The organism is Pseudomonas sp. B22(2017), from assembly GCF_002113105.1.
Classification (GTDB): Bacteria; Pseudomonadota; Gammaproteobacteria; order Pseudomonadales; family Pseudomonadaceae; genus Aquipseudomonas; species Aquipseudomonas asiatica.
Map to the genome: position 1 here is coordinate 13,213 of NZ_NEJN01000021.1, position 14,834 is coordinate 28,046.

15 protein-coding genes are annotated in these 14,834 nt (G+C 62.0%); 6 read left to right on the forward strand and 9 right to left on the reverse strand.

Annotated features, from left to right (window positions below):
* The first annotated feature begins 183 nt into the window (after nucleotides 1–183).
* Both CAG18_RS25315 and CAG18_RS25320 read left to right on the forward strand, forming a co-directional pair.
* On the forward strand, nucleotides 184–1,560 hold the full coding sequence (locus tag CAG18_RS25315; protein WP_015268638.1) for an L-serine ammonia-lyase: 1,377 nt from the start codon (nucleotides 184–186) through the stop codon (nucleotides 1,558–1,560).
* A gap of 456 nt (nucleotides 1,561–2,016) precedes the next feature.
* On the forward strand, nucleotides 2,017–3,123 hold the full coding sequence (locus CAG18_RS25320; RefSeq protein WP_015268639.1) for a GlxA family transcriptional regulator: 1,107 nt from the start codon (nucleotides 2,017–2,019) through the stop codon (nucleotides 3,121–3,123).
* Nucleotides 3,124–3,243: 120 nt separating this feature from the next.
* Here CAG18_RS25320 and CAG18_RS25325 read toward each other — a convergent pair whose 3' ends face one another.
* From CAG18_RS25325 to choX, 5 genes are all read right to left on the reverse strand, one after another.
* Nucleotides 3,244–3,501, reverse strand: coding sequence for a hypothetical protein (locus CAG18_RS25325; protein ID WP_003257487.1), 258 nt, complete (start codon nucleotides 3,499–3,501; stop codon nucleotides 3,244–3,246).
* 367 nt (nucleotides 3,502–3,868) lie between these two features.
* Nucleotides 3,869–4,345 carry a thioesterase family protein gene (locus CAG18_RS25330; RefSeq protein ID WP_085721787.1) on the reverse strand — a complete coding sequence of 159 codons (477 nt, stop codon included), beginning with the start codon at nucleotides 4,343–4,345 and terminating at the stop codon, nucleotides 3,869–3,871.
* A gap of 10 nt (nucleotides 4,346–4,355) precedes the next feature.
* A complete protein-coding gene (locus CAG18_RS25335) occupies nucleotides 4,356–5,321 on the reverse strand; it encodes an L-carnitine dehydrogenase (protein WP_015268641.1) in 966 nt (321 codons plus the stop codon).
* A gap of 18 nt (nucleotides 5,322–5,339) precedes the next feature.
* Nucleotides 5,340–6,224 (reverse strand): 3-keto-5-aminohexanoate cleavage protein, encoded by an 885-nt coding sequence (locus tag CAG18_RS25340; RefSeq protein WP_015268642.1) that lies wholly within the window; start codon nucleotides 6,222–6,224, stop codon nucleotides 5,340–5,342.
* 125 nt (nucleotides 6,225–6,349) lie between these two features.
* Entirely contained in the window at nucleotides 6,350–7,294 is a 945-nt protein-coding gene (choX, locus tag CAG18_RS25345; protein WP_015268643.1) for a choline ABC transporter substrate-binding protein, read from the reverse strand.
* 147 nt (nucleotides 7,295–7,441) lie between these two features.
* Here choX and CAG18_RS25350 point away from each other — a divergent pair, with 147 nt between their 5' ends.
* Complete coding sequence (locus CAG18_RS25350; protein ID WP_023662283.1) at nucleotides 7,442–8,386, forward strand: GlxA family transcriptional regulator; 945 nt, start codon at nucleotides 7,442–7,444, stop codon at nucleotides 8,384–8,386.
* Between the two features lie 104 nt (nucleotides 8,387–8,490).
* Here CAG18_RS25350 and CAG18_RS25355 read toward each other — a convergent pair whose 3' ends face one another.
* From CAG18_RS25355 to CAG18_RS25370, 4 genes are all read right to left on the reverse strand, one after another.
* Nucleotides 8,491–8,742 carry a bacteriocin immunity protein gene (locus tag CAG18_RS25355; RefSeq protein ID WP_038408553.1) on the reverse strand — a complete coding sequence of 84 codons (252 nt, stop codon included), beginning with the start codon at nucleotides 8,740–8,742 and terminating at the stop codon, nucleotides 8,491–8,493.
* Between the two features lie 249 nt (nucleotides 8,743–8,991).
* Nucleotides 8,992–9,543 (reverse strand): hypothetical protein, encoded by a 552-nt coding sequence (locus CAG18_RS25360; RefSeq protein ID WP_085721788.1) that lies wholly within the window; start codon nucleotides 9,541–9,543, stop codon nucleotides 8,992–8,994.
* 66 nt (nucleotides 9,544–9,609) lie between these two features.
* The gene (locus tag CAG18_RS25365) at nucleotides 9,610–10,326 is read right to left on the reverse strand and encodes a hypothetical protein (RefSeq protein WP_080958440.1); all 717 of its coding nucleotides are present in this window, start codon (nucleotides 10,324–10,326) and stop codon (nucleotides 9,610–9,612) included.
* 115 nt (nucleotides 10,327–10,441) lie between these two features.
* A complete protein-coding gene (locus CAG18_RS25370; RefSeq protein ID WP_003257504.1) occupies nucleotides 10,442–10,843 on the reverse strand; it encodes a lysozyme inhibitor LprI family protein in 402 nt (133 codons plus the stop codon).
* A gap of 287 nt (nucleotides 10,844–11,130) precedes the next feature.
* Here CAG18_RS25370 and CAG18_RS25375 point away from each other — a divergent pair, with 287 nt between their 5' ends.
* The 3 genes from CAG18_RS25375 (at nucleotide 11,131) to dgcA (ending at nucleotide 14,792) form a co-directional block, all read left to right on the forward strand.
* Nucleotides 11,131–12,108, forward strand: coding sequence for a dipeptidase (locus tag CAG18_RS25375; RefSeq protein ID WP_003257506.1), 978 nt, complete (start codon nucleotides 11,131–11,133; stop codon nucleotides 12,106–12,108).
* A gap of 77 nt (nucleotides 12,109–12,185) precedes the next feature.
* A complete protein-coding gene (locus CAG18_RS25380; RefSeq protein ID WP_046614486.1) occupies nucleotides 12,186–12,716 on the forward strand; it encodes a DUF5943 domain-containing protein in 531 nt (176 codons plus the stop codon).
* Between the two features lie 15 nt (nucleotides 12,717–12,731).
* Nucleotides 12,732–14,792 carry a dimethylglycine demethylation protein DgcA gene (gene dgcA / locus CAG18_RS25385; RefSeq protein ID WP_025337383.1) on the forward strand — a complete coding sequence of 687 codons (2,061 nt, stop codon included), beginning with the start codon at nucleotides 12,732–12,734 and terminating at the stop codon, nucleotides 14,790–14,792.
* The last annotated feature ends 42 nt before the right edge of the window (nucleotides 14,793–14,834 follow it).

Below are 14,834 nucleotides of genomic sequence, written 5' to 3' on the forward strand. Positions count from 1 at the left end.
GGCAGCTCCCCGGTTGAAAACAGCGCGGCGCTGCTGGACAAAAGTACGTCGGTTGCAGACGGCGAGGGGGTTGGTAAAAGCCCGATGATGCGTGCATTCAAGGCGGCCCGCTGCTTCAGCCTAGCAGTTACCCCGCCCTGCGCATGGCGCGCAGAGACAAGCCCAGCAAGAGGTGATTCGACAATGGCCATCAGCGTGTTCGACCTGTTCAAGATCGGTGTCGGGCCCTCCAGCTCCCACACCGTAGGCCCCATGCGTGCTGGCGCCCTGTTCGTCCAGGGCCTGCGCGAACGCGGCGAGCTGGAACGTGTGAAGCGGATCGAAGTGCGCCTGTATGGCTCGCTGTCGGCCACAGGTGTGGGGCACGGCACCGACAATGCCACCATCATGGGCTTGATGGGTGAATGGCCTGACGCCATCGACCCGACCCAGATCGCGCCGCGTATAGCCGACCTGCGCGAGACCAACACCCTGCAACTGGACAGCCGCCTGCCCATCGAATTCGTCTGGGCCCGCGACATGCTGTTGCTGGACGAGAATTTGCCGTACCACCCCAACGCCATGACCCTGGTTGCCGAAGGCGAACAGGGCGAGCTGCACCGCGACACCTACTACTCGGTGGGTGGCGGCTTCGTGGTCGATGCCGCCCAGGCCGCCAGCGGCGTGCTGGATGCTGACCAGACGGTGCTGCCGTACGATTTCAATAGCGCTGCCGAACTGCTGCGCCTGTGCAAGCAAAACGACCTCAGCGTGTCGCAATTGATGATGGCCAACGAGAAGGTCTGGCGCAGCGAGGAAGAGATCCGCGCCGGCCTGCACAAGCTCTGGGAAGCCATGCAGGAATGCGTCAACAACGGCCTAAAGTACGAAGGCACGCTGCCCGGCGGATTGAACGTGCGCCGCCGCGCCGCCAAGCTGCACCGCAGCCTGCAGGAAATCGGCAAACCCAACGTGATCGGCTCGACCATGAGCGCCATGGAGTGGGTCAACCTGTTCGCCTTGGCGGTCAATGAAGAAAATGCTGCCGGGGGGCGTATGGTTACCGCACCGACCAACGGTGCGGCGGGCATCATCCCGGCGGTGTTGCACTACTACATGCGCTTCAGCGATGCGGTGGACGAGTCCAGCGTGGTCGACTTCTTCCTCGGTGCTGCCGCGGTGGGCATCCTGTGCAAGAAGAACGCCTCGATCTCTGGTGCCGAAGTGGGTTGCCAAGGGGAAGTCGGCTCGGCTTGCGCCATGGCAGCGGCGGGTCTTGCCGAAGTGCTGGGCGCGACCCCGCCACAGGTGGAGAACGCTGCCGAGATCGCCCTGGAGCACAACCTGGGCCTGACCTGCGACCCGGTCGGTGGGTTGGTGCAGGTGCCGTGCATCGAGCGCAACGCGATTGCTGCGGTCAAGGCCATCAACGCAGTGCAGATGGCCCTGCGTGGTGACGGCGAGCACTTCATTTCCCTCGACCAGGTGATCCGCACCATGCGCGATACCGGGGCCGACATGCACGACAAGTATAAAGAGACTTCGCGCGGTGGTTTGGCGGTCAGCGCGATCGAGTGCTGATAGCTTGACCGGAACTCAAGGGCCTCTTCGCGGGTGAAACCGTGAAGAGGCCCTTGAGTTTGACGCAGGTGCAGCACAGCCCCCCAATGCATCCTTATGGTGCAGCGTGACGCATACCAATCGTCGGGTGTCGTAATCAGTGCGGGCATTGTCGGTGACACTCAAGAGTGTCGTTTCTGGGCATCCTACACTGCGCGTGTCACCAAATTGCTCAGCCATTCCACGCACACCGCCTAGCACGCCCGTTCTACGATGATTGACCAACTCGATCAAAGCACCTGATTTGCCTAACAAAGGCGTCGTTTTCAGGTTTTTTTGGATGGCCGTTCAACTTCAGGCACGGCGTTTGCGTAGAGATTGGTACCAAGGCCCCCACACATGAAACCGGGGCCATACATAACAAGAAATCAGTGCTCGCCTGAGGCACCCCCTGCATTTGTGTGAGGAGAAATCGCGATGACGTCGTACACCTCCGGGAACCCAACCCAGAACCGCACAGCCCCCCAGTCCATCGGGTTTCTCCTATTGGACAATTTCACCCTGATTTCCCTGGCGTCGGCCGTCGAGCCGCTGCGCATGGCCAACCAGCTGTCCGGCCGCGAGCTGTACCGCTGGCACACCCTAACCGCCGATGGTGGACAGGTGTGGGCCAGCGATGGCTTGCAGATAACCCCTGACGCCGCGATGCACAGTGCGCCTCCCATCGATACCGTGATTGTTTGCGGCGGCGTGGGCATCCAGCGCAGTGTCACCCGCGAGCATGTCACCTGGTTGCAAACCCAGGCCCGCCAGTCGCGCCGCCTGGGCGCGGTATGCACCGGCAGTTGGGCCTTGGCCTGTGCCGGGCTGCTGGATGGTTTCGATTGCAGTGTGCACTGGGAGTGCCTGGCCGCGATGCAAGAGGCTTTCCCGCGCGTCAACATGAGCACCCGCCTGTTCACCCTCGACCGTAACCGCTTCACCAGCTCCGGCGGTACTGCGCCGCTGGACATGATGCTGCACCTGATCAGCCGCGACCACGGCCGTGAACTGTCGGCGGCGATCTCCGAAATGTTCGTCTACGAGCGCATCCGCAACGAGCAGGATCACCAGCGCGTGCCGCTCAAGCACATGCTTGGCACCAACCAGCCAAAGCTGCAGGAAATCGTTGCGCTGATGGAGGCCAACCTCGAAGAGCCGATCGACCTGGACGAACTGGCGGTATACGTGTCGGTATCGCGCCGGCAGCTCGAGCGCCTGTTCCAGAAGTACCTGCACTGTTCGCCGTCGCGTTACTACCTGAAGCTGCGCCTGATCCGCGCCCGGCAGTTGCTGAAGCAGACGCCGATGTCGATCATCGAAGTGGCGTCGGTGTGCGGCTTCGTGTCTACCCCGCACTTCTCCAAATGCTACCGCGAGTATTTCGGCATTCCGCCGCGTGACGAGCGCGTGGGCTCCAACACCGCGCAGCAGGTGGCGATGATGCCGATCCCGCAGGCCATGACCCTGTCGCCGCACAGCGGGCCGATGGCGGCCCTGAGCCAGGCGCGCAATGAGTCGACCTTTGCCAGTGTAAGGCTCTGAAACGGAGCCGGCCTCTTCGCGGGCTTGCCCGCTCCCACAGGAGGTGCACAGTATTTGAACTCTGTGCAATCCCTGTGGGAGCGGGCAAGCCCGCGAAGAGGCCGGTGCAGGAAAACTCTGTCAGCCGCGCTTGTTGAACTGCGCCAACGCCGGCAACAGCTGTTTGTCGATGGCCTGGCGCACCGCCGGCAGGATCGTCGCACTACCGGTATACATCTGCTCCACCATCCCCTTCAGCGCCCGCGCATTGGGCTCGGTCAGCCCACGCACCACCGCTTCGCACGCCTGCTCGGCAGTAGCGCCGGCCGGAATCTCGAACCCGCGCGCGCGCAGGTGGCCTGCCAGATCGTCCTGGTCAATCAAATCCGCATGCATCATGGCTGTTGTCCCTTTTATCGCTAAGAGAGTGCTGCTGTGATTTACGACCGATTCTGTGACGCCGGCGACATGCCCGCAACAACAGAATGGCGCCATGGCTGCTTTGGCTAAGAACAGGTCGTTTACGGCTAAATCCAGTGTTCGGGAAGTGCGCAAACTCAAGCCATCTGCCGCAACGGAGGGTTTGGTCACCCTCGTTCGTGTACAGTGGATGTTGCTCGCTCTTGGCCCCGGATGCTCACGGCTTTCCGGGGTTATTTTTTGCCTGAATACATGACCTGTGGGAGCGGGCGTGCCCGCGAATGCGATGGTGGATTTACCGCCGCATTCGCGGGCACGCTCGCTCCCACAGGTTATATGTTGCTGCTCAGTTTGGTGTAGGCAGGGCTATCACACGGCCGACGAACTCAGCCGGGGGCACATCCTGCTGCTCATCCACCAACCCTTGCAGCAACTCGACACTACGCTCACTGAACGGTGCCGACCTCGGCCCCGCCAGGTCCACATGCAGCAGCATCTGCTCACTGGCCGCCAGCGCTTCGGCGAACCCTGCCCGGTGCAGGCTGTGGTACGCATGCAGGCGCTTGCGATCAAAGCCGATGATCTGCGTCTGCACCCATACCTCGGTGCCCAGCTTCACTTCGTGCAGGTAGTTGATGTGCGCCTCCAGGGTGAACAGCGAGTTACCGCTCTGGCCGCGGCTGTCGGCATCCAGGCCGATGCGCTCCATCAGCGCGTCGGTGGCGTAGCTGAAGATCAGCAGGTAGTAGGCATCGCGCAGGTGCCCGTTGTAGTCGACCCAGTCCTCCTGGACCGGGGTGCGGTAGGTGATCAGTGCGGGCATCGCGGTCTCCTCAGTCGCCGAAAGCCATACCGTGGCTGGCCTTGCTGGTCTTTACCGCTTCCAGCACTGCCAACAGGGTGTCATCACGATAGCGCTCCAGCGCGGCGATGCTGCGATCCGCCAGTTGCTCGGAGGTCCCTTCGACCACATCGTCGATCAACTTGTCGGTGAGTTCCGGCGCCGGCAGGTAGGTCCAGGGCAGTTTCAACGCCGGGCCGAACTGGGCCATGAAGTGACGCATGCCCGCATCACCACCGGCCAGGGTGTAGGTGAGGAACGTGCCCATGAACGACCAGCGCAAGCCGGCACCGAAACGGATGGCATCGTCGATCTCGCCGGTACTGGCCACGCCGTCGTTGACCAAGTGCAGTGCTTCGCGCCACAGCGCTTCGAGCAGGCGGTCGGCGATGAACCCGGGCACTTCCTTGCGTACGTGCAGCGGGCGCATGCCCAGGGCGGTGTAGATGGTCCTGGCAGCTTCGATGGCCTCGGGGGCGGTGCGGTTGCCGCCGACGATTTCCACCAGCGGCAGCAGGTACACCGGGTTGAACGGGTGGCCGACCACGCAGCGCTCGGGGTGGGTGGCCGACTCGTAGAACTCGCTGGGCAGCAGGCCCGAGGTGCTGGAACCGATGATCGCATCGGGTTTGGCGGCGGCGCTGATCTTTGCGTGCAGGTCGAGCTTCAGGTCCAGGCGTTCAGGGGCGCTTTCCTGGATGAAATCGGCATCGCGGACGCATTCCTCGATGGTGGCGACGAACTTCAGGCGGTCTTGTGATGCGCCTGGTGCCAGGCCTTGTTTTTCCAGTGCCGGCCAGGCGTTGGCGATGCGCTTGCGCAAGGCCTGCTCGGCGCCTGGCGCCGGGTCCCAGGCGACCACGTCCAGCCCGTGGGCCAGGGCGCGCGCGACCCAGCCGCTGCCGATCACGCCACTACCCAGCGCGGCGAAGGTCTTGATCTCGGTGATGAAGGTCATGTTGGGCTCCTGAAAGTGTCAGCGGCGTTTGAGGTTCATCTTTTCCCGGCCTTCGGCCGGGGTCAGCACACGGGCGCCAAGGCGCGAAATGATTTCCACCGCGCGCTCGACCAACTGGCCGTTGCTGGCCAGCACGCCACGGTCCAGGTAAAGGTTGTCCTCCAGGCCCACCCGCACGTTGCCGCCCAGCAGCACCGCCTGTGCGGCCATCGGCATCTGCATGCGACCGATACCGAACCCGGCCCAGGTGACGTTTGGCGGCAAGTTGTCGGCCATCGCCTTCATGGTGGTGGTATCGGCCGGAGCGCCCCACGGGATACCCAGGCACAGCTGGAACAGCGGGTCTTCGAGCAGGCCTTCCTTCATCATCTGCTTGGCGAACCACAGGTGGCCGGTGTCGAAGATTTCCAGCTCGGCTTTTACCCCCAGCTCGGTAATGCGCTTGGCGCCGGCGCGTAGTTGTGCCGGCGTGGAGACGTAGATCGAGTTGCCGTCGCCGAAGTTGAGGGTGCCGCAGTCGAGGGTGCAGATTTCCGGCAGCAGCGCTTCGACATGGGCCAGACGCTCCAGTGGGCCGATCAGGTCGGTACCCGCGCCGAACTCCAGTGGTGTTTCACCCGGGCCGATTTCCAGGTCGCCACCCATGCCCGCGGTAAGGTTGACGATGATGTCCACGTCGGCTTCGCGGATGCGCTCCATGACTTCTCGATACAGCGCCACGTCACGGCTGAAGCGGCCGGTTTGCGGGTCGCGCACGTGGCAGTGGACCACGGTGGCGCCGGCTTTGGCGGCCTCTACGGCAGACTCGGCGATCTGCTTGGGGGTGACTGGAACAAGGTGGCTTTTCGAGGCGGTGTCGCCGGCGCCGGTGAGGGCGCAGGTGATGATGACGTCGTGGTTCATGTCGGGGTTCCTTGAGAGAGCTGTGGTGGCCTTTTCGCGGGCATGCCCGCTCCCACAGGGTCTGCGCAGACCTTGTTCTATGCGCTGTACCTGTAGGAGCAGCCTTGTGCTGCGAAGGGGGGGTGTCAGTTGGCAGTGAGCTTGAGGTTGTCAGCAGCCGGCTTGCCATCGAAGGTGGTCACACCCTCCAGCCAGCGGGCCTTGTCCTCGGGGTGGTCCTTGAGCCACTGGCGGGCCGACTCCAGCGCATCCTTGTGGTCGAGCAGCGGCTGCATCATGCGGCTCTCGTCCTCGGCGCTGAAGTTCAGGTTGGCCAGCAGGCGGTGGGCGTTGGGGCAGCGTTCGGCGTAGTCCGGCGCGGTCACCGTCCACACTGTCGCGCGGCCTTCGTCCGGGCCCAGGGCGTCCTGGCTGTCGCCCAGGTAGACCATGTCGATATTCACGTTCATCGGGTGCGGTGCCCAGCCGAAGAACACCACAGCCTCGTTGCGCCGCACCGCGCGGTCGACGGCGGCGAGCATGCCGGCCTCGCTGGACTCGACCAGCTGGAACTTGCCCAGGCCGAACTGGTTCTTGGCGATCATCGCCTTGATCTGGGTATTGGCGCCGGAGCCTGGTTCGATGCCGTAGATTTTCCCACCCAGTTCCTTCTCGAATTTGTGGATGTCGGCGAAGGTCTTCAGGCCCTTGTCGGCCAGGTACTTGGGCACCGCCAGGGTGGCGCGGGCGTCTTCCAGGCTCGGCTTGTCGAGCACCTTGACCTGTTTGGCGTCGACGAACGGTGTGATGGTCTGGGTCATGATTGGGTTCCAGTAACCCAGGAACATGTCCAGGCGCTTGTCGCGGATGCCGGCGAAGATGATCTGCTGTGAAGCGCTGGTCTGCTTGGTCTGGTAGCCAAGGCCATCGAGCAGCACCTGCGCCATGGCGCTGGTGGCGATGACGTCGGTCCAGTTGACCACGCCCAGACGGACGTTCTTGCAAGCCGCGGGCTCGGCGGCGAATAGTGGGGAAGTGGCGATGCTGCTCAGGGCAAGGGTCAACAGGCTGCGGCGGATCAAGCTGTGCATGGTGGCTCTCCATCGGCAGTGCATATTGTTATTGGGGTTCGACCTCTCTGGGTCGTATGAAGAAGCTACGCTGCTGTCAGGGTGGAAAATCGCACCCTGGCGACCAACATTTGCACGGAGGCGACCACCTTTGCCGTGGAGCATGCAATGCCGCAAATCATTCACTTCCTGTTGTTGCCCGGGTTCTCGGCCATGGGTTTCATCAGTGCCCTGGAACCACTGCGGGTGGCCAACCGCTTCAAGGGCCCGTTGTATCGCTGGCAGGTGTTGAGCCTGGACGGCGGGGCGGTGCTGGCCAGCAATGGCATGTCGGTGAACGCCGATGCAGCGCTGGCGGCGGGCGAACCTGGTGGCATCCTGCTGATCGTCGCCGGTTTCGAGCCATTGGCCTGTTACGGGCCGGCGCTGCAGCAGGCGTTACGCCGCCTGGACCATGAGGGGGTGGTTCTGGGTGGCATCGATACCGGCGCGGTGGTGCTGGCCGAGGCCGGCCTGCTCGACGGCCACCGCGCCACCGTGCACTGGGAGGCGCTGGAGGCGTTCAAGGAGCGCTATCCACGCTTGCAGGTGACCCAGGAGCTGTTCGAGATCGATCGGCGTCGCATCACCTGCGCAGGCGGTACCGCGTCAATCGACCTGATGCTTGACCTGATCGGCCAGGCCCATGGCAGCGAGCTGGCGGTGCAGGTGTCCGAGCAGTTTGTGCTCGGGCGTATTCGCCAGCGCCAGGACCACCAGCGCATGCAGATCGCGAGCCGTTACGGCATCAGCAACAAGAAGCTCGTGAAGGTGATCGGAGAAATGGAGCGAAATATCGAGCAGCCGCTCAATACCCAGGTGCTGGCCGATGCGGTGCAGGTGACCCGGCGGCAGCTGGAGCGCCTGTTCCGCTTGCATCTGGACGACACTCCCAGTGGCTTCTATCTGCGATTGCGACTGGACAAGGCTCGGCAGCTATTGCGCCAGACCGACATGAGTGTGCTGGAGGTGGCGGTGGCGTGCGGGTTCGAGTCGGCGTCGTATTTCACACGTAGCTACCGGGCACGGTTCGAGCGGTGTCCGCGGGAGGATCGGTTGGCCCGGGTGGTGTGACTGGTCCTCGTGAGCCATTGAGGTTCAACTCTCGCCTCCTTGGAAAACTTGTTTGGTTAGACGAGGTGGGAGCCCCGATCAGTTTTTTGATCGGGGGACACATATTAAGGTTGAGCAAACCCTGGTTTGCCGTTTGCAGCACGCCAAGCCTTCACCTCGGCCACAATTTGCTCAGGGCTATCTTTCCCTTCCTCTGGGTAAAAAAGAAGATCTGATCCAGCGGGGTGCTCTGACAGTTTCTCAAACTTCTCCACAGCGCTTCGGTGCGCTTCGTCGCTAGGGTAGTCAACTACGTAAATTTTGTTCACAAACTCCAAAAATTCTATTTCTTTAATATTGTTAATCGAATCATTCATCTTTAATCACCTTGGTGATTCAACGTCCCAGACATATCAGGAGCATCCTCTGCCTAAGGGGCTGAGCATGGCGCAATCGGTAGGAGGTATCGAGCGAATCGGCCAAGTTATCTACCGAGCAGAAGCCAAACAGGGTGAAAAAGTAACTGAAATCCTTTACGCGGCCCATGCTCTGGGCCATGCGTTCTGGCGACTAACCTTTGCACGGTGGCGACCACCCTCAGCCGTGGAGCGTGCAATGCCGCCTGGTTAGAACTGATCGAGGTCAGAAAGCGCCTGGAGGCGGTTTTCGACCTGTACTCGCCGCGCCTCGAAAGCCCGGGCGTCGAGTTTCGCGCCCATGTGGTCCAGTTGCAGGGCAAGGCGCGTACGTGGGGCATCCGGGTCGGTCGAACAGCACAGGTTGAAGACGATCGCCAGCGGGCTGCCGCTGTCATCCAGGTCAAACTCGATGCGCAGGTGCGAGCTGGCCGAGGTGCTGCGCAGCAGAGCGAGGTCTGGCTGTTTCAAGCCATTAAGTATGTCGTTGGCTACCCGCTCGAACTTGAGGTTGCGACGCTGGGGCGCTGGAATCCAGCCGTTGAAGACGTCTTGAAACACAGCATCCGTGGGTACGCAGTTGATGCTTTTCGTTGTCCGCTCGATCAGTTCGACACCGCTGTTTTCCAGGCCCTGCAGAAAACGGCTGAACCAGCGCTGGCCATCCTGTTGGCGATCGTGAACCTGGTTGGCTTCCAGTTGCGCCAGGCGCAAGCAGGCATGAAGGTCTTCCCAGGGTTGGGTGGCAGGTTTGGTGGGCATGCTTCTGGCCCTCGCCGTAGGCGTAGGAAGGGGAACCTGGCGCCGCATGGCGGCGCCAGGCGCAGGTCAGATGTCCAGCGCCAGGATGTCGAACGCCTGGCTGGCCAACTTCATCCTGACGGCTTCGCGCATGGCGTCGAAGTGGCGAACACTGAACGAGCCCTGTTGCGAGGCCCGGTATACACGGGTATTCGACTTGTCGATGATGCGGCCAGCGGACCCTGCGGTTTTCTCGGCCTTGTCATAGCTCAGCTGAACGCTGGTCATGTGCATGATCGGCAGGCCTTGCGGTGTCATCTCGCAGGCCGAAATCTGAATGGTGCTGGATTTGCCCGAAACGCTCACGCTGCTTTCTTCGAGCAGTTGCTGCGCCTTGGGTGTTTGCACGATCACTTCGAAGGAGCGTTTTACACAGCGGCTCAGGCGGTGGCTGGCGCCGATCTGGACGGTGACGATCTGCGGCACCAGGGTGGCCAGCGTGTGGGTGTCCTTGTCGATTGCCTCCTCGACATGGGCGGCGCCGGTCAGCGTCCAGCCGAACTTGCCCAGGCCGTCGTTGTAGAAGTTGTACCACTCGCGCTGCTGGGTTTCCTTGTCGAACTTCTTGTTTGCCGACAGGTTCATCAAGCGCATGCCATCGAGCACGTCTTCGGCAACGCTGGCAGGTACATCCGGGGCAAAGATGCAGACGGTGTTGGCAACCATGACGGCGCGTTCTTCGCCTTCTTTCTTCAGGGCGGCAATGGCGCTGTTCATGTCGGTCTTGCTGATAGTAGAGGTCATGTCTTGGTTTCCGATCGAGTTCATCATCGGCACCTCGGGTGAGGCGCCGGGGACGCACTTTGGTTCGGATCGTCAAGACAGATAAGCCGAAAGCCTTTCCTGCCGAGGAACTCCCTTACTGCTGGCCGATGGACTGCAGGTACTCCGAGCGGTCATCGCTGCGTTGTGCCACGCAGGTGTTCCACGCTGCTTCGAACGCCTTGCTGCCCGGTTTCTCGGCATAGGTTTCGACCTTGCAGTCGGCATCGCGCAGTTGCGTCCACAGTTTCTCGGCCGCCTCCATGCGCCCTGCCAAGGCGTCTGCCTTGTCGCCTTCGTCGGCGTACTGGTCGCGAATGCGCTGTATCAGGTCGTCATACGCCGACTTAAGTTCACGCTCGGCCGTCTGCTTGTTGAACGCCGCGCAAGCGAATGTCTGCTGGTCGGTCTCGACGTTGTCGCACGGGGTGCTTTCTTCCTCGCCGGCCTGGGCGCCCGATACGACAGCCAGCAGTACCAGCCATGCCATTGATTTCATCCGTTTTCTCCTCAACAAGGCTGACGAATCGGCTGGATTCTCGCTCAGCCGCCGACAAGACGATAGCTCCCTGAAGAAATGTTCATGAAACGGCCGGAAATGTCGTTATCGAGACTGTCTCTCATCGCCAGACGGCGCGCCAGAGGGCGCGATGTCGCGCATTGACGCTTTCGGCAAACCCCCTGTCGTTTTTGCATCGGGGCGCCTTTGGGCACAGGCATATGCTGGCCCCAAAGCGCCGGCAATAAGGTTTGGCGCAAACCCATTCAATAAAAGGGGACAGCCTGATGAGCCCAGCCGAACTTCACGCCGACAGCATCGTCATCGACGGCCTGATCATTGCCAAGTGGAACCGCGAGCTGTTCGAAGACATGCGCAAAGGCGGGCTGACTGCGGCCAACTGCACGGTGTCGGTCTGGGAAGGCTTCAAGGCTACCGTCGACAACATCGCCGCCAGCCAGAAGCTGATCCGCGATAACAGCGACCTGGTGATGCCGGTACGCACCACCGCCGACATCCGCAAGGCCAAGGAACTGGGCAAGACCGGCATTCTCTTCGGCTTCCAGAACGCCCACGCCTTCGAAGACCAGATCGCCTACGTCGACGTGTTCAAGCAGCTGGGCGTGGGTATCGTGCAGATGTGCTACAACACCCAGAACCTGGTCGGTACCGGTTGCTACGAGCGAGACGGCGGCCTGTCGGGCTTCGGTCGCGAGATCGTTGCCGAAATGAACCGCGTCGGCATCATGTGCGACCTGTCCCACGTGGGCTCCAAGACCTCCGAAGAAGTCATCCTCGAGTCGAAAAAGCCGGTCTGCTACTCGCACTGCCTGCCTTCGGGCCTGAAAGAGCACCCGCGCAACAAGTCGGACGAAGAGCTGAAGTTCATCGCCGACCACGGCGGTTTCGTCGGCGTGACCATGTTCGCGCCGTTCCTGGCCAAGGGCATCGACTCGACCATCGACGACTACGCCGAAGCCATCGAGTACACCATGAACATCGTCGGTGAAGACGCCATCGGTATCGGTACCGACTTCACCCAGGGCCACGGCCAGGACTTCTTCGAATACCTGACCCACGACAAGGGTTACGCCCGTCGCCTGACCAACTTCGGCAAGATCATCAACCCGCTGGGCATCCGCACTGTGGGCGAATTCCCCAACCTCACCGAAACCTTGCTCAAGCGCGGCCACTCCGAGCGCGTGGTGCGCAAGATCATGGGTGAGAACTGGGTCAACGTCCTCAAGGACGTGTGGGGCGAGTAAGCCGCTCTCCAAGCCTGAAAGCCCCTGCCAGCAACGCCGGGGCATCCCGATAAAAAATTTTATGGAGTTGAGTTTCCATGGCCAAGATCGCCCCGCAATTGCCAATCGAAGTAGACAGCGAGACCGGTGTCTGGACCAGCGACGCCTTGCCGATGCTGTACGTGCCGCGCCATTTCTTCGTCAACAACCACATGGGCATCGAAGAAGTCCTGGGCGCCGACAAGTACGCCGAGATCCTCTACAAGGCCGGCTACAAGTCCGCCTGGCACTGGTGTGAAAAAGAAGCCGAGTGCCATGGCCTGGAAGGCGTTGCGGTGTTCGAGCACTACATGAAGCGCCTGAGCCAGCGCGGCTGGGGCCTGTTCGAAATCCAGGACATCGACCTCGACAAGGGCACCTGCAGCGTCAAGCTCAAGCACTCCGCGTTCGTGTACGTCTATGGCAAGTGCGGCCGCAAGGTCGACTACATGTTCACCGGCTGGTTCGCCGGCGCCATGGACCAGATTCTCGCTGCCCGCGGCAGCTCGATCCGCACTGTGGCCGAACAGGTCTATGGCGGGTCGGAAGAAGGTCACGAAGATGGCCTGTTCGTCGTCAAGCCGTTGTAAGCCGGAGATAGCGTCATGGCATTCGAAGCAATGTTCCAGCCGATCCAGATCGGCAAACTGACCATCCGCAACCGTGTGCTCAGCACCGCGCACGCCGAGGTCTACGCCACTGACGGCGGCATGACGACCGACCGCTACGTGAAGTACTACGAAGAAAAGGCCAAGGGCGGTATCGGCCTGGCGATCTGCGGCGGCTCGTCGGTGGTGGCCATCGACAGCCCGCAGGAGTGGTGGGCGTCGGTCAACCTGTCGACCGACCGCATCATCCCGCACTTCCAGAACCTGGCCGACGCCATGCACAAGCATGGCGCCAAGATCATGATCCAGATTACCCACATGGGCCGTCGCTCGCGCTGGGACGGCTTCAACTGGCCGACCCTGATGTCGCCGTCGGGTATCCGTGAACCCGTGCACCGCGCCACCTGCAAGACCATCGAGGTGGAAGAGATCTGGCGCGTGATCGGCAACTATGCGCAAGCTGCCCGCCGTGCGAAGGAAGGCGGCCTGGACGGCGTGGAACTGTCGGCCGTGCACCAGCACATGATCGACCAGTTCTGGAGCCCACGGGTCAACAAGCGTACCGACGAATGGGGCGGCACCTTCGAAGGCCGCATGAAGTTCGGCCTGGAAGTACTGAAGGCCGTGCGCGCCGAAGTCGGTGACGACTTCTGCGTGGGCATGCGTATCTGTGGCGACGAGTTCCACCCCGATGGCCTCAGCCACGAGGACATGAAGCAGATCGCTGCCTACTACGACGCCACTGGCATGCTCGACTTCATCGGCGTGGTCGGTTCGGGTTGCGACACCCACAACACCCTGGCCAACGTCATCCCGAACATGAGCTACCCGCCGGAGCCGTTCCTGCACCTGGCGGCCGGTATCAAGGAAGTGGTCAAGGTCCCGGTGCTGCACGCGCAGAACATCAAGGACCCGAACCAGGCCACACGTATCCTCGAAGGCGGCTACGTGGACATGGTCGGCATGACCCGTGCGCACATGGCCGACCCGCACCTGATCGCCAAGATCAAGATGGGCCAGATCGACCAGATCAAGCAGTGCGTCGGTGCCAACTACTGCATCGACCGCCAGTACCAGGGCCTGGATGTGCTGTGCATCCAGAACGCCGCGACCTCCCGTGAATACATGGGCGTGCCGCACATCATCGAGAAGACCACCGGCGCCAAGCGCAAGGTGGTGGTGGTTGGTGCCGGCCCGGCCGGCATGGAAGCGGCCCGTGTGGCTGCCGAACGTGGCCACGACGTGACCCTGTTCGAGAAGAAGGAGCAGATTGGCGGGCAGATCACCATCGCCGCCAAGGCCCCGCAGCGTGACCAGATCGCCGGTATTACCCGTTGGTACCAGCTGGAGCTTGCGCGCCTGAAGGTCGACCTGCGCCTGGGCACCGCCGCCGACGTGGCTGCCATTCAGGACCTGCGCCCGGACATCATCGTGCTGGCGGTAGGTGGGCATTCCTTCCTGGAGCAGAACGAGCACTGGGGCGCCGCCGAAGGGCTGGTAGTCAGCAGCTGGGACGTGCTCGACGGCAAGGTTGCGCCGGGCAAGAACGTGCTGGTGTACGACACCATCTGTGAGTTCACTGGCATGTCGGTGGCTGACTTCATCGCCGACAAGGGCAGCCAGGTCGAGATCGTCACCGACGACATCAAGCCAGGCGTGGCCATGGGCGGTACTACCTTCCCGACCTACTACCGCAGCATGTATCCGAAAGAAGTGATCATGACCGGCGACATGATGCTGGAAAAGGTCTACCGCGAAGGCGACAAGCTGGTGGCGGTGCTGGAAAACGAATACACCGGTGCCAAGGAAGAGCGCGTGGTCGACCAGGTGGTGGTGGAGAACGGCGTGCGTCCTGACGAGCAGCTGTACTACGCACTGAAAGAAGGTTCGCGCAACAAAGGCCAGATCGACGTGGAGGCGCTGTTCGCCATCAAGCCACAGCCGATCCTCAGCCAGCCGGGCGAAGGCTACCTGCTGTACCGCATCGGCGACTGCGTGGCCCAGCGCAACGTGCATGCGGCGATCTACGACGCCTTGCGCCTGTGCAAGGACTTCTGATCGAGAAAAATCGTCGCCACCGGGCGCGGTCCCTGTGGGAGC